Source organism: Bordetella petrii, from assembly GCF_017356245.1.
Classification (GTDB): Bacteria; Pseudomonadota; Gammaproteobacteria; order Burkholderiales; family Burkholderiaceae_B; genus Bordetella_A; species Bordetella_A petrii_D.
On sequence record NZ_JAFMZZ010000001.1, the window covers coordinates 2,714,939 to 2,731,829 of the forward strand.

A 16,891-nucleotide genomic window follows, 5' to 3' on the forward strand; every position below is an offset into this window, starting at 1 on the left:
GCTTAGCGGGTGGCGCCGGGCAGAATTTCCAGCACCCGTTCGGCCGGGCGGCACAGGCGGGCGCCCTGCTCGGTTACCACGAACGGGCGGTTGATCAGGATGGGGTTCTCGACCATGGCGTCGAGCAGTTCGTCGTCGGACACGCCGGCCGCGTCCAGCCCCAGTTCCTGGTAAAGCGATTCTTTGGCGCGCACCGCTTCGCGCACGCTCAGGCCCGACTGCTGGATCAGGCCTGCCAGCGTCTGGCGGGACGGCGGCGATTTCAGGTATTCGATCACGGTGGGTTCGATTCCGGCGTCGCGGATCATCTGCAGCACATTTCGCGACGTGCTGCAGCGCGGATTGTGATAAATGGTGGCGGACATGCGAGCTCCTTGGCCAAAGCCACAGTCTACCCAATCGGGCCGCGCCGCGGCAGGCGACAAACCCTAGCGCCCGGCCCCTGCATGCCCTAGCTGAACGGCCACACCGTGGGGTGCGTGCCGGGCGGCATCGAGGGCCGCGCCCAGCGGGCCGGCGTCAGCGAAAACTGCGCCGCGTGCCGCACCGCCGCCAATTGCCCGAAACCCGACGGACCGGTTTCCAGAAAGCCGTCGACAGGCGGCATCGGGCATTGCAGGCCGCCGGCAACGCGGCCCAGCGAACGCAGCCAGCGCGCGGTCTGCGCCAGCGACACGCGCACATGCCACGAGCCGCCTTCGGTGGCCTGGCGCGCCAGCGCCACCTGCGCCCCGTAGGCCATCAGATAGCCCGAAGCGTGGTCGAGTATCTGCATGGGCAGCGGCTTGGGCGCGGCCGAGCCTGCCGCCAGCCCTTCGGCATGATTGAATCCGGTGGCGGTCTGCACCAGCGAATCGAAACCGCGCCGCTGCGCCCAGGGCCCGCTGTCGCCGTAGGCCGACAAGGACACATAAACAATGCCCGGCCGCAGGCGGGCCGCTTCCTGGGGGCCGAACCCCAGCGCCTGTATCGCGCCGGGCCGGTATCCCTGCACGAATACATGGGCGCCGCGCAGCAAATTGGCCAGGGCGATGCGTCCGTCCGCCGTTTCCAGGTCGACGTGCACCGACAGTTTGCCGCGGCTGGTTTCGGCAATGGTCTCGATGTTGGGCAGGTGCGGCGAGTTGATCAGCATCACATCGGCGCCGTAGGCTGCCAGCGCGCGGCCGCACACCGGGCCGGCAATGATGCGCGTCAGGTCCAGCACGCGTATGTCTTTCAGCGGCCGCGCATCATGGCCATAGCGCGGCAGCGGCCGGGGGTCGGCTTCGCCCATGCGCTCGACTGTCAGGGCCGGCTGGCCGGCCAGCGCCAGCCCCTGCGGGTGGCGGTCCCACTCATCGAAGCTGCGCATGGCGGCAACCACCAGCCCCGCTTCGGCGGCCTCTTGTTCGAAGTCGAGCGCGCGCCATTGCGACAGCGCCTGCTCGACCTGCTCGCGCGTGGCGGCCGCGCCGCCGGGGCAGCCCAGCAGCGCCAGCGCGCCATCGCGGTGGTGAGCGAAATTGGCATGGATCCGCACCCAGCCCCCGTCGCCGCAGCGGTAGGCGCCGGTGATCTTGTCGCGCACCTCGGGCGCCACGCCGTCCAGGGTGAAGTAGCTGCGGCATTCCTGCGCCGCGTGCAGCATGTCGACCGCCACCCGCTGCCGCGCCCCGCCGCGCAGGCTCCACAGTTCGGCGGCGGCCAGGGCTGCCGCCGCCATGCTGGCCTGGGCGGCCGTGCCCACCGGAAACGATGACGGCAGCACCGGCTCGGCACCCGACAGGTCGATGTAGTCCATCGCTTCGTCGGGCATGCTGAGCCCGCGCCACAAGCCCTGCAGCGCATCGCGCGCGGTCTTGTTGTTGCGGGCTTGCCCGTCGGGGTATGGCGGGCGCGAGTGTCCGGCGCGATCGAGCCGCTTCAGGAACACCTGCAATTCCTTGATGACTTGCTGGTCGCCGCGCGCCTGGGCGGCGTCGATGCCGCTTTGCCAGGCCGTCCGGGCCCCCGCCAGGTCGCCCTGCCCCTGCAGCGCCTTGCCCAGCCACTTCCAGGCCACCGAATACCCCGGATCGAAGGCCAGCGCGGCGCGCAGATGGGGAACGGCGGTGGCGTATTCCTCGCGTTCTACATACGCCTTGCCCAGCGAGAACCGCAGCAGCAGATTGTCCTGCCCCTTGGCCAGCATGGCTTCGAGTCGTTCTGACAGGTCTTGCACGGGGGATGCCTACATTTTGTGTTGCCCTGAGTGGATCATATGCCAAGTCGCCGCCAGCCTGGCCGGGCAGAAATTCCAGCCAGGCAAGACCAACTGTTTCGGCGCGTATCAGCCCGCGATTTCCTGAATTTCCTTGCGCTATTCTGGTCGAAATCGGCAACGATAATTCTGCGAGGATGCTGGACTGTGCGATTTCGCCTCTTCCTGCTCGCCGCCAGTTCGGTCTTTTTATCTGCGACACAGCCCGTTGAGGCAGCGGATTCCGCGACAGCCTCCCTGCCGCTGCCGGCACTCGTCGAACGCCTGACGTGGGGAATCACTCCAGCGGAACTCGATCGGGCTCGTCAATTGGGCGCCCAGGCTTACATCGAAGCCCAGTTGCGCCCCGATCCTGGCGCCGCTCTTCCCGCGGAAGTGCAGCGCCGTATCGACGCCCTGTCCATTTCGCGCCTGTCGGCCCAGGAAGCGCTGATTGAAGCGTACCGCATTCAGATGGCCATACGCGGCATGGACGAGGGCCCTGCGAAAGCCGATGCGCGCAAAATGGCAAGAAAACTTTCGGCCGCGCGGGCGTCCGAAACCGCCCGGCGCATCACCTGGCAGGCGCTGTACTCGCCGAATCAACTGCAGCAGCAGATGACGTGGTTCTGGCTCAACCATTTCAACGTATACGCGGGCAAGGGCCACATCGGCCTGGCGCTCGGCGACTACGAAGCGCGCACCATACGCCCGCGCGCCCTGGGCAAGTTCCGCGACTTGCTCGAAGCCACCATGCGCGCGCCGGCCATGATCATTTATCTGGACAACCAGCGTAACCGCGCGGGCCGTCTCAATGAAAACTACGCGCGCGAACTGATGGAATTGCACACCCTGGGCGTGCACGCCGGCTACACCCAGAAAGATGTGCAGGAACTGGCGCGCGCGCTGACGGGGCTGGAAGTGGATTACGGCAAGAGGCTGCCCAGGATGAAGCGGCCGCTGAAAAAACAGGTCGTGCGGGAAGGCGGTTTTCTGTTCAACCCGAAAGCGCACGATTACGGCGACAAGATCTTGCTGGGCCATCGCATCAAGGGCGCCGGACTTGCCGAAATCCATCAAATAGCAGACCTGCTGGCCCGTCATCCAGCGACAGCGCGTCACATCAGCCTGAAACTGGCCCAGTATTTCGTGGCGGACCGGCCGCCCGAAGCCCTGGTCGAGGCCATGGCCCGAACCTTCCTGGCCAGCGATGGGGATATCGCCGAAACAATGCGCACCATGTTCGCATCACAAGCGTTCGCCGACTCGCTTGGCCAGGGCAAGTTCAAGGATCCGATGCACTACGTTTATTCCGCGCTGCGCCTGACATACAGCGCAATGCCGCCGGTGGCGCGCGCGGACGCGGTCAATGGCTGGCTGTCGCGGATGGGACAGCCCTTGTTCCGGCGCCAGACTCCCGATGGATATCCATCGGCGCAATCTGACTGGTCGGGATCGGGCCAGATGACAACGCGTTTCGATTTTGCAAGACAGGTTGCCCTCCATCCGCAAGGCTTCTACCGCAACCGCGGCGACAAGACGAAGCCAGACCTGCCTGCCCTGCCCCGGCTGGCTGCCCTATACAAGCGGGAAAAGCTGTACGCCACCCTGGCGCCCGCAACCCGGCAAGCGGTCGAGCAGGCAAAGTCCGTGCAAGACGCCAACCTGTACCTGCTTTCATCGCCGGAATTCATGCGCCGGTGAACACTTGAACCTGGCCACCCGATCATGCAACGACGCCATCTACTCAAGCTTGCCGCCAGCGCCCCGCTGGCCCTGTTGTCCACCCGCCTTCTGGCCGCCCCGCGCGGCACGCCGCGATTGCTCGTTGTGTTCATGCGAGGCGCCTACGATTGCAACAGCCTGCTGGTGCCCACGGCCAGCGATTTCTATTATGAATCGCGCCCGACCATCGCCATCGCCAAGCCCGGGTCGGCGGCCGATTCGGCAATATCGCTTACAGACGGCTGGGGCCTGCATCCCGGATTGAAAGATACGCTGCTGCCCCTGTACAACGCCGGTGAACTGGCCTTTGTGCCGTTTGCCGGCACCGGCGACCTCAGCCGCAGCCATTTCGATACCCAGAACGGGATCGAACTCGGCCGGCCCGGCAAGCCCGACAACAGTTACCGATCCGGCTTTCTGAACCGGCTGGCAAGCGCCCTGGCCAAGGACACTGCACAGCCCGTCTCGTTCACCAGCGAGCTGCCGCAGATCTGGCGTGGCGATTACCGCGTGCCCAACGTGGACCTGGGCGGAACCCGCCGCCCATCGTCCCTGGGCGCAAATCGCACCCGGGCCATCGAATCCATGTACCGCGATACTGAACTCAGCGCGGCAGTCAAAGAGGGAATCCGGCTCAACGCCATGGCAAGGCGCGAATTCAAAGAGGAAATGCAGCGCGCCAACGGCAAGGCGGCGCCCGCCAGCCTGCTCGAACGCGAAGCGGCCCGGGTCGGCCGCTTCATGGCCGATCGCTACAACCTGGGTTTCATCGACGTCGGCGGCTGGGATACACACGTCGCGCAAGGCAGCGTCAAGGGAACGCTGGCAAGCAGGCTGGCGCGGCTGAGCCGCGCCCTGGTTTCATACAAGACCGCGCTGGGCCCCGCCTGGCGCGATACCACCGTGGTGGTCATCAGCGAATTCGGGCGCACCTTCCGCGAAAACGGCAACAAGGGCACGGATCACGGCCACGGCACCGTTTACTGGGTATTGGGCGGCGCGGTCCAGGGCGGCCGGATTGCCGGTCGCCAGGTCGAGGTGCGCCGCGAAACGCTGTTCCAGGACCGCGACTATCCTGTGCTGAACGACTACCGGGCTCTGCTCGCCGGCATGTTCGCCCGCCTGTACGGGCTGGACTCCAAACGACTGGAACAGGTGTTTCCTGGCGTGCGGCCCCAGGACCTGAAGCTGGTGTAGGCGGCGGCGCTACACTCACCCCATGGGCTGCCCTGGCGGCACGGCAGCCCGCAACATGAGGGTTTCGCCATGAGCACGATCTACGATTTTTCCGCCCTGGACATGAACGGCGACGAGCAGGCGCTGGACGCATTCCGCGGCCAGGTTCTGCTGGTGGTGAACGTGGCCTCGCAATGCGGATTCACCCCGCAGTATGCGGGGCTGGAAGCGCTGTACCGCGACTACCATGCGGCCGGCCTGACGGTGCTGGGATTTCCCTGCAACCAGTTCGGCCACCAGGAACCCGGCGATGAGGCAGCCATTCGCGCGTTCTGCACCACTGAATACGGCGTCACGTTTCCGATGTTCGCCAAGGTCGAGGTCAACGGCCCCGACGCCCATCCGCTGTACCGCTGGCTGAAAGGCGAAAAGCCCGGCGTGCTGGGCACCGAGGCCATCAAGTGGAATTTCACCAAGTTCCTGGTGGGGCGCGACGGCCAGGTCGTCAAGCGCTACGCGCCCACGGACAAGCCTTCGGCCCTGAAGGACGATATCTTGCGGGCCTGCGAAACAGAGGCCGGATAACGGATCTCTACGCCCGTGTGGCCTGCAGCGGCGGCAGGCGGCGCCGCACCGGGCTGGACTTGACGATGGCCGTGTTGGTTTCCGCATATTCGGTAATGCGGTCCAGCACGCCATCGAGCTGCGAGATGGACTTCAGCAGCAGCCGCGCAATAAAGCAATCATCGCCGGTCACTTTGTCGCATTCGACGAATTCGCCGATGCCGGCAATCAGTTTTTCGACCTTGCGCAACTGCCCGGGCAGCGGCCGGATGCGCACGATGGCGGTCAGCGTGTATCCCAGCGCCACCGGGTCCACGTCCAGCGTATAGCCGCGCACCACACCCGATTCTTCCAGCCGGCGCAGGCGGTCGGCGACGCTGGGCGCCGACATGCCGACCTGGCGAGCGAGGTCGGCGGTCGTCATGCGCGCATTGGCGGTCAGCAGCTGCACCAGGCGCCGATCGATACCGTCGAGCACGTCGTTTTCGATAATTAGGTTGTTTGCCATAAAGACCACCCAAAGAAAGGTAAATTTCCACAAATACCATTGTTCGAACATATTATGCAGCAATACTGCCTGGGATAATTTCTTCATCGGCATCGACCCATCGATGCGCATTTCAGGGGTAGCGCGATGAAGACAGGCAACGAACAGGGCGGGCTGGCGCAAATGGCCGCCGCCATGGCGATCTCGGGCACGGTGGGCGTGTTCGTGCTGGAATCCGGGCAAAGCGCCTGGAATGTAGTGTTTCTGCGCTGTGTGTTCGGCGCGCTGGGGCTGCTGGCGTACTGCCTGGCGCGCGGCCTGCTGCGGCCGGGCATCTTCACGCGCGCTACGCTGGGCTGGACGCTGGCGGCCGGCGTGGCCATTGTGCTGAACTGGGTGCTGCTGTTCTCGTCGTACCGGCTGGCGTCCATTTCGCTGGCCACGGCGGTGTACAACTTCCAGCCGTTCTTCCTGATTGCGCTGGGCGCCATTTTCCTGGGCGAGCGCCCCACGCTGGGCAAGCTGGGCTGGTCGGTGACGGCCTTCGGCGGGCTGCTGCTGGTGCTGCGCATCGAACCCGCCGAACTGGCGCAGGCCGGCGGCTACCTGCACGGCCTGGCGCTGGCCCTGGGCGCCGGCGCGCTGTATGCGGTAACGTCCATCATCGTCAAGCGGCTCAAGCATATTGCGCCGCATGTGCTGGCGCTGGTGCAGGTCAGCCTGGGGGCGCTGCTGCTGTTGCCCATGGTGGATTTCGGCGCCCTGCCCGCCACGCCGGCCCAGTGGGGCATCCTGGCGGCCATCGGCCTGGTGCACACCAGCCTGACCTACATCCTGCTGTATTCGGCCATCCAGAAACTGCCCACCACCTCGGTGGCGGCGCTGGCGTTCATCTACCCGGCGGTGGCCATCATGCTGGATTACGTGGTGTACGGGCAGCGCCTGGCATGGTCGCAACTGGCCGGGGTCAGCCTGATATTGCTGGCCGCCGCCGGCGTCAGCCTGAACTGGCGCCTGCCCGGCCGGCATGGCCATGCCGGCCGCGGCGCCTGCGGCGCCAAGGCCAATTCGGCCTGATGCCCGGGGCGGCGCCCGCAAAGGCCCCCACGGCCGGCGGGGCTTGCGGGGCCGCATGGCGGCAAGCCGCTATCATGGATGCTGCATGCGCCGCCCGCCTCGGGCGGCCCCAGCCCAAGGATCCGCGCCATGATCGATCTCTATTACTGGACTACGCCCAACGGCCACAAGATCACGATGTTTCTCGAGGAAACCGGCCTGCCGTACCGGATCATTCCCATCAACATCAGCAAAGGCGAGCAGTTCCAGCCCGATTTCCTGGCCATCGCGCCGAACAACCGCATTCCCGCCATCATCGACCAGGCCCCCAAAGACGGCGGCGCGCCGGTGCCGCTGTTCGAGTCGGGCGCCATCCTGTTGTACCTGGCGGAGAAAACCGGCCAGTTCATCGCGCCCGACCTGCGCGGCCGGGCCGACACCCTGCAGTGGCTGTTCTGGCAAATGGGCGGCCTGGGCCCCATGGCCGGCCAGAACCATCATTTCTCGGCCTATGCCCAGGAACGCATTCCCTACGCCATCGACCGCTACGTCAATGAAACCAACCGCTTGTACGGCGTCCTGAACAAGCGCCTGGCCGACCGCGAATACGTGGCAGGCGAATACTCCATCGCCGACATGGCGGCCTACCCGTGGATCGTGCCGCACGAGCGGCAAGGCCAGGACCTGAACGACTTTCCGCATCTGCAGCGCTGGTTCCAGGCCATCCAGGCCCGCCCCGCCACCCAGCGGGCCTACGAAAAGGCCCAGCAGATCAACAGCGCGCCGTCGGTGCACACGGATGAATCGCGCCGCATCCTGTTCGGCCAGACGGCCCAGAACGTACGCTGAACCCGCCATGCCCGATACTTCCCTGCAGTTCCGGCGGGCCCGCGCATCCGACCTCGACGCCATCGTGGCCCTGCTGGCCGACGATGTGCTGGGCAGCGGCCGCGAAGACCCTTCCATGCCGGCCAGCGCATGCTACGTCCAGGCGTTCGACGCCATCGACCGCGACCCGAACCAACTGCTGGCCCTGGCCGAACGCGATGGCGCGGTAGTCGGCTGCCTGCAGCTGAGCTTCATTCCCGGCCTGTCGCGCCGCGGCCTGTGGCGCGGCCAGATCGAAAGTGTGCGCGTGGCCGCGGGCGAACGCGGCGCCGGCACGGGCCGCGCCATGTTCGAATGGGCCATCGGCCAGTGCCGCGAGCGGGGCTGCGGCCTGGTCCAGCTGACCACCGACAAATCGCGCGCGGATGCCCGGCGCTTTTACGAGTCCCTGGGATTCGCGGCCACCCACGAAGGCATGAAGCTGGAACTGGCCGCCTGATCCGGAGTCCGACCCCTATGCATGGTGAATACAAAGTCCCCGGCGGCAAGCTGGTTGTCGTCGATCTCGAAGTCGAAGGCGGCAGGCTGGCCCGCGTGCGCCTGAGCGGCGATTTTTTCCTGGAGCCGCCCGAGGCGCTGGACGATATCAACCAGGCCCTGTGCGGCCTGCCCGCCGACGCCGACGAAGCCCGCCTGGCCCAGGCCGTGCAGGCCGGCCTGCCGCGCGAGGCCGAACTGTTCGGTTTTTCGCCGCAGGCGGTGGCGGTCACCATCCGAAGAGCCCTGGCATGAGCACCCGCACCCACTGGAACGACTACCCCTGGCAGCTCATCCATGAAGGCCCGCAGCCGCCCGCGCTGCACATGGCGCTGGATGCCGTCATTACCGACGAAGTGGGCGCGGGCCTGCGCCCGCCCACCCTGCGCATCTGGGAATGGTCCGAACCGGCCGTCATCATCGGGCGCTTCCAGTCGCTGAAAAACGAGGTCGACCCCGACGGCGCGCGGCGCCACGGCGTGACGGTGGTGCGGCGGGTCAGCGGCGGCGGCGCCATGTTCGTCGAGCCGGGCAACACCATCACTTACTCGCTCAGCGTGCCGCAGGCCCTGGTGCAAGGCCTGAGCTTCCAGCAGTCGTACGAATTCCTGGACGGCTGGGTGATCCGCGCGCTGCACGATCTGGGCATCAAGGCCTGGTACCAGCCGCTGAACGACATTGCCTCGGAAAGCGGCAAGATAGGCGGCGCCGCGCAGGCCCGCCGGGCCGGCGCGGTGCTGCACCATGTCACCATGTCGTATGACATCGACGCCGATAAAATGGTGCAGGTTTTGCGCATCGGCCGCGAAAAACTGTCCGACAAGGGCACGACCAGCGCCAAGAAGCGGGTCGATCCCCTGCGCAGCCAGACCGGCCTGGCGCGCGACACCATTATCGAACGCATGCTGCAGACTTTCCGCAGCCTGGCTCCGCTGACGCCCGTGCAACTGGCCGAGGCCACGCTGGAACAGGCGCGGCGGCAGGCGCAGGACAAGTTCTCCAGCCCCGAATGGACAGCCTTGGTACCGTGATGCGATTTTTCTTTTGTTTTTCCGATGTTCCGCGGCGCGCCCGCGCCTGCCTGGCGGGCGCTGCGCTGGCGGCGCTGGCCGGCTGCGCCAGTTCGCCTTCCGACACCATCAGCCTGCCGCCCTCTACGCCGCAGCCCACCGCGACCGACGCCCAGGTCGGCGGACTGCAAGTGGAAAAACTGCAGTGGCAAGGCGCCAAGCCCGGCTGCGAAGGGCAATGCCCGCGCATCGAGATCGATAGCGTGGCCTTTCCCGACATTCCCAAGCTGACCGAACTGGTCGACCACGTGCTGGCCTACATGACCGGCGTCGACCCCAACCGCCCCCGCCCCTACCGCACGATATCCGAGTACACCCAGTACTTCTGGCAAACCGCGCAGTCGCGCGACAGCACGATCTTCAAGGCCAGCGTCAAAGCCGTGGTCGGCAATATCGTGGCGGTGGAACTGCACACCGGCCAGTACCTGACCGGCGCCGCCCATGGCATTCCCGCCACCCAGTACCTGAACTGGCAGCGCGACCAGTCCCGCGTGCTGGCCCTGGACGAGGCGCTGCAGCCCGGCGCGCATCCCGCGTTCGTCGAAGCCCTGCGCCGCGCCCATGCCGCCTGGCTGGCGAACAACCCCGACGCCCAGCGCGACCCGCAGGCCTACGACCGCATGTGGCCATTCCAGGAAAGCGACAATTTCGCGTTGACGTCCGAGGGCATGGTGGTCAAGTACGACGCATATTCCATCGCGCCGTACTCGCACGGCGAGCCCGAACTGACCATCCCCTACGCCGACCTGCGCGGCATCCTGCGCCCGGAATTCCTGCCGCCCGCATAACGGGTTCGTCCAGATCAGGGCGCGCCGGGATCGGGGACGCCGCAGAGCCGGCTTTGCCGGTCCGCCAGCGTCGCCCCTTGAGGGGGATGAGCCCGTCCTCAGGGGTACAGGCCGCGCACCTGGCGCGCCTGCAGAATGCGCGTGCAAGCCACGATGAAGGCCGCGGTGCGCAGCGTTACCTTGTGTTCCTTGGCCATTTGCGACACCGCCGCATAGGCTTCGCGCATCAGGCGTTCGAGGCGGTGGTTGATTTCGTCTTCGCTCCAGAAGAAGCTGGAGAAATCCTGCACCCATTCAAAGTAGCTGACCGTGACGCCGCCGGCGTTGGCCAGCACGTCGGGCACCACGTACACGCCGTTTTCGCGCAGCACGTCGTCCGCCTCGGGCGTGGTGGGGCCGTTGGCGCCTTCCACCACGATCTTGGCGCGCACTTTGTGGGCGTTGGACTTGTTGATCTGGCCTTCCAGGGCGGCCGGGATCAGGAAATCGGTTTCCAGCTCCCAGAACTGGGCGTCGTCAAGCGCTTCGCCGCCGTTGAAACCCGCCACTCCGCCTTTTTGCGACACGTGGGACAGCAGTTTGTGCACATCCAGGCCGGCGGGGTTGTACAGGGTGCCGGTGTGGTCCTGCACCGCGATGACCTTGGCGCCGGTTTCATGGAACAGGCGCGCCGCGGTGCCGCCCACATTGCCGAAGCCCTGCACGATGACGCGCGCCTGGCTGACATCGATATTGCAGTCGCGCGCCGCTTCGCAGGCGGTGACGAACACGCCGCGGCCGGTGGCCTCGACGCGGCCCAGGCTGCCGCCCAGCGCGATGGGCTTGCCGGTGACCACGCCGGTGGCGGTAGAGCCTTCGTTCATGGAATACGTGTCCATCATCCACGCCATGGTCTGCGCGTTGGTGTTCACGTCGGGAGCCGGGATGTCTTTCGAGGGCCCGATGATGACGCCGATTTCCGAGGTGTAGCGGCGCGTCATGCGTTCGAGTTCGGACTGCGACAGCTGGCGCGGATCGACCCGGATGCCGCCCTTGGCGCCGCCGTACGGCAGGTTGACCGCGGCGTTCTTCACCGACATCCAGGCCGCCAGGGCCATCACCTCGGACAGCGTGACGTCCTGGTGGAAGCGCACGCCGCCCTTGCCCGGCCCGCGCGACGTATTGTGCTGCACGCGATAGCCTTCGAAGTGGGCGACGCTGCCGTTGTCGAGCTCGATGGGCACATCCACGATCAGGGCCCGCTTGGGCCGTTTCAGCGTTTCCACCCAGCGCGCCAGCGGGCCCAGGTACGGCGTGACCCGGTCGACTTGCTGCAGGTAAATCCCCCAGGGGCCAAGGTGTTCGGCATCCAGGTACGACGGCAGGGCGTGGGTGGGGCTATCGGACATGAGAAGAATCTCCAGGCTAGGACTGACGTCATTGTAGCCAGCAAACACATATCGTCCCTATTAAATTGAAAGAATATTAAATAGGGACGAACTAATGCCGGACGCCCCGGACGGGCGCCAGATCCATCTTACGGCGCCATCAACTGCCAGGCCAGCCTGGCGGCCACGCGGGCCGTCCGGTTATCCAGATCGAATGCCGGATTGCACTCCGCCAGATCGGCCACCCGCAGCTTGCCGCTGCGCTTGACCCGCAACGCGATTTCTTCCACCACCGTCAACGGCACGCCGTAGGCGGCCGGCGCCGACACGCCCGGCGCCACCGCCGCCGGCAGTACGTCGATATCGATGGTCAGGTACACGTGTCCGGCCGCGGCCAGCAGGCCGTCGATCTCGGCCAGGCGTGCGTTCAGGTGGCGTTCCTGCAGGTCGCGGTCTTCGACCCATACCGCGCCGATCTCCGCGGCGCGCGCGTACAAGGCGGCCGTATTGCCCAGCCGCGATACGCCGTAGCAGGCGTACTGCCAGGCATGGCCGCCGGCGGCGCAGTGCTCGGCGATCTGGTCGAAGGGCGTGCCCGAACTGGCCGGCCGGCCGGTGCGCAGGTCGAAATGCGCGTCCAGATTGAGCACCAGCACGGGCTGGCGGTCGCCCTGCCCGTCCAGCCAGCGGCGCAGTCCCTGGAAACTGCCCCATGCGACTTCGTGGCCCCCGCCCAGCACCAGCGGCCGCGCCTCCGCGGCCAGGGTCCGGGCCACGCAATCGGCCAGGCGGTCCTGGGCGGCTTCGAGCCGGCCGTCATCGCAGGCGATGTCGCCCGCGTCGACCAGCCGCTGGTAGCCATGGGCGGGCAGGCCGGCCAGCATGCGGCGAATTGCCGCCGGCGCCCCGGCGGCGCCGACGCGCCCCTGGTTGCGCGCGACGCCGGCGTCGCAGGCGAAACCGATCAGCACCGGATCGCCGGCCGCAATGCCCTGCCCGCTGGCGCTCGCCACGTGCGCCAGCCGCCGGGTGTCGCCGCGCTCGGCGCTGTCGTCGCGGGCCCGCCACAGAGTGGTATCCAGTTGCGCGTTCATGCTGCCCCCTGCTGCGAGGCATTGAGCACGGCCTGCAGGAAGGCGCGGGTGCGCGCTTCGCGGGGCTGGCTGAAGATGACCTCGGGCGGGCCGGACTCGACGATGGCGCCGCCGTCCATTACCGCCACCACATCGGCGACTTCGCGGGCGAAGCCCATTTCGTGGGTCACCACCATCATGGTCATGCCTTCTTTGGCCAGCAATTTCATCACTTGCAGCACTTCGCCCACCAGTTCCGGATCGAGCGCCGAGGTCGGCTCGTCGAACAGCATCACCTCGGGTTCCATGGCCAGCGCGCGCGCGATCGCCACCCGCTGCTTCTGCCCGCCGGACAAACTGGCGGGCATGGCCTGCATTTTGTCGCGCAGCCCGACCTTGGCCAGCAGCTGCGCGGCCTGCGCCTCGGCCGCCGGCCGGGCCATGCCGCGCAGCGTACGCGGGCCGACCGTGACATTGTCCAGCACCGACAGGTGCGGAAACAGGTTGAACGACTGGAACACCATGCCCACGCGCATGCGCAGGCGGTTCAGCCCGGCCTGCGTCATGGGCGTGCCGTGGTCCAGCACCGATTGCCCGCAGATATCGATGGTGCCGCCCTGCGCCACCTCCAGGCCGTTGCAGCAGCGCAGCAGCGTGCTCTTGCCCGAGCCGCTGGGGCCGATCACCACGACCACCTGCGAACGCTGCACATCGAAATCGATGCCGCGCAGCACCTCCGCGGCGCCGAACGATTTGCGCAGCCCGCGGATGCGGATCATTTCTTGTTGGCTCATTGCACCATGCCTCCGGCACGCAAGCGGTGTTCGACCCGGCGCAGGACGGTCGTCGTGGCCGTGGTCAACACCAGGTAGATCAACGCGATCACCAGATAAGTCTCCAGCGAGCGGTACGAGACGCTGATGATCTTCTGGCCTTCGTGCATCAGGTCATGGATGGTCAGCAGCGACACCAGGGCCGAATTCTTGATCAGCGCGATGAATTCGTTGCCCAGCGGCGGGATCATGCGCACCACCGCCTGCGGCAGGATGATGATGCGCATGGCCTGCCCGCCGGACATGCCCAGCGAGCGCGCCGCCTCGGTCTGGCCACGGTCGACCGACTGGATCGCGCCGCGCACGATCTCGGAAACATAGGCCCCCGAGTACATGCCCAGGCCCAGCACGCCGCAGGCAAAGGCCGGCAGCATGATGCCGAACTGCGGCAGGCCGAAGAACCAGATGAACAGCTGCACCAGCAGCGGCGTGCCGCGAAAGCACAGCAGGTACAGGCTGCACAGGCCGTACAGGCCGCGCCGCTGCGGGTTGAGCCGGCCCACGCCGACCAGCAGGCCGATTGCGCAGCCCAGCAGCAAGGCGCACGCGGTGACCTCGACGGTAACCGCGGCGCCGCGCAGCAGCGCATCGAAATCGGCGAAGACGGGCGAAAAGTCCAGGTTCATCGGGGCGCCGCCTCGAACCACTTGCCGACCACCTTGTCGTAGGTGCCGTCGGCCTTCAACTGCTTCAGCGCCGCATTCAGCGCGGCGGTCAGTTCAGGCTTGCTCTTGGGCACGGCAATACCGTATTGCTCGGTGGTGATCTGTTCATCCAGCACGACAAGCCCGGGCGAATTCTGCGCGAACAGCTTGGCGGCCGGCTTGCCGGTCACCGCGGCGTCGGCGCGCCCCACCTGCACCAGGTTGAACATTTCCTGATTCTTTTCAACTTCCACGCGCTGCACCTTGGGATAGTGCTCCTTCAGGTAATTGACCGACTTGGTGCCCACCTGCACCGACACCTTGCGGCCGCCCAGGTCTTTCAGGCTCTTGATCGGCCCGTCCTTGCGGGTCAGCACCACCAGGCCGCCGGCGTAGTACGGATCGGTGAAGTCCACCACCTGCTTGCGCGCGTCGGTAATGTAGATGGCCGATACGGCCATGTCGGCGCGGCCGGCCTGCAGGGCCGGGATCAGGCCCTTGAAGTCGATGTCTATCCATTCGATCTTCTTGCCCATGGCCTTGCCCAGCGCCTCGACCAGTTCAATGTCGAAGCCCGTGCGCTGGCCGTCCTTGACGAACTCCATGGGCGGGAAAGTGGCGTCGGTCACCACGCGCAGGGTCTCCTGCGCATGAGCCGGGGCGGCGCCCCAGGCCAGGCCCAGGACAAGGGCGGCGGTCAACAGTTGGCGGCGAGTCTTCATCGAGCTTCCTTTGGATAGTAAGAATGTGAAACTACGGGAACGTCAGCCCAGGGCTTCAGCTGCTCTGCAGCCGGCCCGAGATCCGCCGGGCGGCGGCAATCGTCATGTCGATCAATGCGGGCGCGCGCAAGGCGGCGCGGGTGGATGGCGCCATCAGCGTGATCGAGGCCACGGCCAGGTGCGGACGCTGGAATACCGGCACGCTGACGCCCCAGACGCCGGTATCCACTTCGCTGTCGGTCACGGCATAGCCGGCGGCGCGGATCGGTTCCAGGCTGGCGGCCAGCTCCGACACGTTGACGCCGGCGGCCCGCAAGTCGTCGAGCAGGGCCTGCAGGCGGGCGGCGGGCATGAAGGCCATCAGCGAACGCGCCGACGCGCCGCGCACCAGCGGCAGCCCGCGGCCCTTGACGAATGAGCAGCGCAGCGGGTGCTGGCTTTCGATCATGTCCAGGCAAACCGCCTGGTCTTTCACGGCCAGCAGCAGGCCCACGGTCTCGCCGGAGTCGGCTGCCAGGCGTTCCATGTCGGGCTGCGATTCCCGCACCAGGAACGACGACTGGTCGAAACCCCACGCCAGCTGCACGCACAGCGGCCCGGGGCCGTATTCTCCGCCCTGCTCCGCCACGAACCCCCAGCGCTTGAGCAGCGCCACCTGGCGGTACAAGGTGCTTTGCGCCAGGCCGGTTTTCTCGGCCAGGGCCTGGATCGACAGCGGCCCGTCGTGGCGGGCCAGCGAGGCCAGCACGTACAGCACGCGGTCGGCTCCTCCGGCGATGGCGTGGTCCTGCATGGTCGGCGCTCCGGTTGACGGCTTGAACGGCCGCAGATTAGCGGGTTTTCTCAATTTTTATAGCTGTTATTCCCGAAAAATGAGAATGATGCGGGAAAATCCGGAGAAAACAGCGCCGCGCACCGGCCGGCGGCAGGCCTGGCGGCGCTGCCCGCAGGGTTTACATCGTGTTGCCTCCCGAGGCGGCATTGCAATATTCGGGTAGATAGAATGAATTCGCTTCTTTATGCGAATACCCATCGCACCCCAGTCTTGCGCGAGGCGATTCATGTCTACTGGTCTTCAATTCCCCTCGGTGGTGCTGCGGCACTCGACCGACGTGCTGACGCTCACACCCTGGCAGGCGGGCGGCGGCCGCGGCAACAGCCGGCGCGCCGACCGGGCCGGCGCCGAATCCATGCTGCGTCTGTTCATGAACGACGACGGCAACCGCCTGGCCGTCATGCGCCTGTGCAACGCCATCGAGCCGGGCTATACGCTGGCCGGCTCGCAGACCAGCGCGGGCGCGGCGCGCCACATGGCGGGCCTGATCGCGGCGGGCAAGGTGCTGGCCGCGCGCACCGGCGAAGCGGCCCAGTACGTCGAGGGGCAATTCCCGTACACGCTGCGGCAACTGGCCTATCTGCCGGCGCGCGGCACCGGGGTCAACGGCTCGTATTTCCTGCGTGGGCACTACACCGTCACCGGCCGCGACATCAGCGTCTCGGCCATGGGTTTCACCTCGGCCATGCAGGCCGGCTCGGTGCGCTTCTTTGCGTCGGCCCGCGTATCGGTCGACGGCCAGCCCGGCGAGGCCCATCCCCTGACGCAGGACGAGCCCGGCTATTGGCCCACCGATGAATACGCCCCGATCGGCGCGGCGCAATGGGAACTGCCTGAAGTCCGGCACGGGCAGTCGATCGCGCTGCTGATCAGCGCGGGCTATGTTTTTGAAACCGCGTCGGGCCGGGCCGTGCCCATGCCCGCCACGACCGAGCGCGAATTTCCGCTGGCGCTGAGCTGAGCGC

Annotated in this window: 19 protein-coding genes; 10 read left to right on the top strand and 9 right to left on the bottom strand. The window is 66.7% G+C overall.

The window, feature by feature from the left end; all coding sequences use genetic code 11:
• Positions 1 to 2: 2 nt before the first annotated feature.
• A complete protein-coding gene (gene arsC / locus J2P76_RS13040) occupies positions 3 to 365 on the bottom strand; it encodes an arsenate reductase (glutaredoxin) (RefSeq protein ID WP_207408128.1) in 363 nt (120 codons plus the stop codon).
• An 86-nt stretch (positions 366 to 451) separates the two neighbouring features.
• A complete protein-coding gene (locus J2P76_RS13045; RefSeq protein ID WP_242697558.1) occupies positions 452 to 1,798 on the bottom strand; it encodes a CoA transferase in 1,347 nt (448 codons plus the stop codon).
• 591 nt (positions 1,799 to 2,389) lie between these two features.
• On the opposite strand from J2P76_RS13045, the gene J2P76_RS13050 reads away from it, so the two are divergent.
• The 3 genes from J2P76_RS13050 (at position 2,390) to J2P76_RS13060 (ending at position 5,707) form a co-directional block, all read left to right on the top strand.
• The gene (locus J2P76_RS13050) at positions 2,390 to 3,925 is read left to right on the top strand and encodes a DUF1800 domain-containing protein (RefSeq protein WP_347565311.1); all 1,536 of its coding nucleotides are present in this window, start codon (positions 2,390 to 2,392) and stop codon (positions 3,923 to 3,925) included.
• Between the two features lie 24 nt (positions 3,926 to 3,949).
• Entirely contained in the window at positions 3,950 to 5,143 is a 1,194-nt protein-coding gene (locus J2P76_RS13055) for a DUF1501 domain-containing protein (protein WP_207408131.1), read from the top strand.
• Positions 5,144 to 5,212: 69 nt separating this feature from the next.
• Positions 5,213 to 5,707, top strand: coding sequence for a glutathione peroxidase (locus J2P76_RS13060; protein ID WP_207408133.1), 495 nt, complete (start codon positions 5,213 to 5,215; stop codon positions 5,705 to 5,707).
• Positions 5,708 to 5,714: 7 nt separating this feature from the next.
• Here J2P76_RS13060 and J2P76_RS13065 read toward each other — a convergent pair whose 3' ends face one another.
• Positions 5,715 to 6,194: an Lrp/AsnC family transcriptional regulator gene (locus tag J2P76_RS13065; RefSeq protein WP_207408134.1), complete on the bottom strand. Its 480-nt coding sequence runs from the start codon at positions 6,192 to 6,194 to the stop codon at positions 5,715 to 5,717.
• A 126-nt stretch (positions 6,195 to 6,320) separates the two neighbouring features.
• Here J2P76_RS13065 and J2P76_RS13070 point away from each other — a divergent pair, with 126 nt between their 5' ends.
• From J2P76_RS13070 to J2P76_RS13095, 6 genes are all read left to right on the top strand, one after another.
• Positions 6,321 to 7,250: a DMT family transporter gene (locus tag J2P76_RS13070; RefSeq protein WP_207408135.1), complete on the top strand. Its 930-nt coding sequence runs from the start codon at positions 6,321 to 6,323 to the stop codon at positions 7,248 to 7,250.
• 129 nt (positions 7,251 to 7,379) lie between these two features.
• Positions 7,380 to 8,078 (top strand): glutathione binding-like protein, encoded by a 699-nt coding sequence (locus tag J2P76_RS13075; protein ID WP_207408136.1) that lies wholly within the window; start codon positions 7,380 to 7,382, stop codon positions 8,076 to 8,078.
• Between the two features lie 7 nt (positions 8,079 to 8,085).
• The gene (locus J2P76_RS13080; protein ID WP_207408137.1) at positions 8,086 to 8,556 is read left to right on the top strand and encodes a GNAT family N-acetyltransferase; all 471 of its coding nucleotides are present in this window, start codon (positions 8,086 to 8,088) and stop codon (positions 8,554 to 8,556) included.
• 17 nt (positions 8,557 to 8,573) lie between these two features.
• On the top strand, positions 8,574 to 8,849 hold the full coding sequence (locus J2P76_RS13085) for a biotin--protein ligase (protein ID WP_207408138.1): 276 nt from the start codon (positions 8,574 to 8,576) through the stop codon (positions 8,847 to 8,849).
• Complete coding sequence (locus J2P76_RS13090; protein WP_207408139.1) at positions 8,846 to 9,625, top strand: lipoate--protein ligase family protein; 780 nt, start codon at positions 8,846 to 8,848, stop codon at positions 9,623 to 9,625. The genes J2P76_RS13085 and J2P76_RS13090 overlap by 4 nt, the downstream gene beginning before the upstream one ends.
• Positions 9,625 to 10,452, top strand: coding sequence for an RsiV family protein (locus tag J2P76_RS13095; protein ID WP_207409202.1), 828 nt, complete (start codon positions 9,625 to 9,627; stop codon positions 10,450 to 10,452). The genes J2P76_RS13090 and J2P76_RS13095 overlap by 1 nt, the downstream gene beginning before the upstream one ends.
• 98 nt (positions 10,453 to 10,550) lie before the next feature.
• On the opposite strand, the gene J2P76_RS13100 is transcribed toward J2P76_RS13095, so the two are convergent.
• The 6 genes from J2P76_RS13100 to J2P76_RS13125 form a co-directional block, all read right to left on the bottom strand.
• Positions 10,551 to 11,840: a Glu/Leu/Phe/Val family dehydrogenase gene (locus tag J2P76_RS13100; RefSeq protein ID WP_207408140.1), complete on the bottom strand. Its 1,290-nt coding sequence runs from the start codon at positions 11,838 to 11,840 to the stop codon at positions 10,551 to 10,553.
• A gap of 128 nt (positions 11,841 to 11,968) precedes the next feature.
• On the bottom strand, positions 11,969 to 12,913 hold the full coding sequence (gene hutG / locus J2P76_RS13105; RefSeq protein ID WP_207408141.1) for a formimidoylglutamase: 945 nt from the start codon (positions 12,911 to 12,913) through the stop codon (positions 11,969 to 11,971).
• Entirely contained in the window at positions 12,910 to 13,686 is a 777-nt protein-coding gene (locus J2P76_RS13110) for an amino acid ABC transporter ATP-binding protein (RefSeq protein ID WP_278253115.1), read from the bottom strand. Before J2P76_RS13110 ends, hutG begins: the two co-directional genes overlap by 4 nt.
• Entirely contained in the window at positions 13,683 to 14,351 is a 669-nt protein-coding gene (locus J2P76_RS13115; RefSeq protein WP_207408142.1) for an amino acid ABC transporter permease, read from the bottom strand. The genes J2P76_RS13110 and J2P76_RS13115 overlap by 4 nt, the downstream gene beginning before the upstream one ends.
• Positions 14,348 to 15,091: a glutamine ABC transporter substrate-binding protein gene (locus tag J2P76_RS13120; protein ID WP_207408143.1), complete on the bottom strand. Its 744-nt coding sequence runs from the start codon at positions 15,089 to 15,091 to the stop codon at positions 14,348 to 14,350. The genes J2P76_RS13115 and J2P76_RS13120 overlap by 4 nt, the downstream gene beginning before the upstream one ends.
• A 55-nt stretch (positions 15,092 to 15,146) precedes the next feature.
• The gene (locus tag J2P76_RS13125) at positions 15,147 to 15,884 is read right to left on the bottom strand and encodes an IclR family transcriptional regulator (protein ID WP_207408144.1); all 738 of its coding nucleotides are present in this window, start codon (positions 15,882 to 15,884) and stop codon (positions 15,147 to 15,149) included.
• Positions 15,885 to 16,152: 268 nt separating this feature from the next.
• Here J2P76_RS13125 and J2P76_RS13130 point away from each other — a divergent pair, with 268 nt between their 5' ends.
• On the top strand, positions 16,153 to 16,887 hold the full coding sequence (locus tag J2P76_RS13130; RefSeq protein ID WP_207408145.1) for a hypothetical protein: 735 nt from the start codon (positions 16,153 to 16,155) through the stop codon (positions 16,885 to 16,887).
• Positions 16,888 to 16,891: the final 4 nt, after the last annotated feature.

Excerpts from the sequence above, each read along its gene's own strand:
- J2P76_RS13085 (WP_207408138.1), top strand. The coding sequence starts at position 8,574 with ATGCATGGTGAATACAAAGTCCCCGGCGGCAAGCTGGTTGTCGTCGAT.
- J2P76_RS13060 (WP_207408133.1), top strand. The coding sequence starts at position 5,213 with ATGAGCACGATCTACGATTTTTCCGCCCTGGACATGAACGGCGACGAG.
- J2P76_RS13120 (WP_207408143.1), bottom strand. The coding sequence starts at position 15,091 with ATGAAGACTCGCCGCCAACTGTTGACCGCCGCCCTTGTCCTGGGCCTG.
- J2P76_RS13130 (WP_207408145.1), top strand. The coding sequence starts at position 16,153 with ATGTCTACTGGTCTTCAATTCCCCTCGGTGGTGCTGCGGCACTCGACC.
- J2P76_RS13115 (WP_207408142.1), bottom strand. The coding sequence starts at position 14,351 with ATGAACCTGGACTTTTCGCCCGTCTTCGCCGATTTCGATGCGCTGCTG.
- arsC (WP_207408128.1), bottom strand. The coding sequence starts at position 365 with ATGTCCGCCACCATTTATCACAATCCGCGCTGCAGCACGTCGCGAAAT.
- hutG (WP_207408141.1), bottom strand. The coding sequence starts at position 12,913 with ATGAACGCGCAACTGGATACCACTCTGTGGCGGGCCCGCGACGACAGC.
- J2P76_RS13125 (WP_207408144.1), bottom strand. The coding sequence starts at position 15,884 with ATGCAGGACCACGCCATCGCCGGAGGAGCCGACCGCGTGCTGTACGTG.
- J2P76_RS13110 (WP_278253115.1), bottom strand. The coding sequence starts at position 13,686 with ATGAGCCAACAAGAAATGATCCGCATCCGCGGGCTGCGCAAATCGTTC.
- J2P76_RS13070 (WP_207408135.1), top strand. The coding sequence starts at position 6,321 with ATGAAGACAGGCAACGAACAGGGCGGGCTGGCGCAAATGGCCGCCGCC.
- J2P76_RS13100 (WP_207408140.1), bottom strand. The coding sequence starts at position 11,840 with ATGTCCGATAGCCCCACCCACGCCCTGCCGTCGTACCTGGATGCCGAA.
- J2P76_RS13080 (WP_207408137.1), top strand. The coding sequence starts at position 8,086 with ATGCCCGATACTTCCCTGCAGTTCCGGCGGGCCCGCGCATCCGACCTC.
- J2P76_RS13055 (WP_207408131.1), top strand. The coding sequence starts at position 3,950 with ATGCAACGACGCCATCTACTCAAGCTTGCCGCCAGCGCCCCGCTGGCC.
- J2P76_RS13095 (WP_207409202.1), top strand. The coding sequence starts at position 9,625 with ATGCGATTTTTCTTTTGTTTTTCCGATGTTCCGCGGCGCGCCCGCGCC.
- J2P76_RS13090 (WP_207408139.1), top strand. The coding sequence starts at position 8,846 with ATGAGCACCCGCACCCACTGGAACGACTACCCCTGGCAGCTCATCCAT.
- J2P76_RS13075 (WP_207408136.1), top strand. The coding sequence starts at position 7,380 with ATGATCGATCTCTATTACTGGACTACGCCCAACGGCCACAAGATCACG.
- J2P76_RS13045 (WP_242697558.1), bottom strand. The coding sequence starts at position 1,798 with ATGCCCGACGAAGCGATGGACTACATCGACCTGTCGGGTGCCGAGCCG.
- J2P76_RS13065 (WP_207408134.1), bottom strand. The coding sequence starts at position 6,194 with ATGGCAAACAACCTAATTATCGAAAACGACGTGCTCGACGGTATCGAT.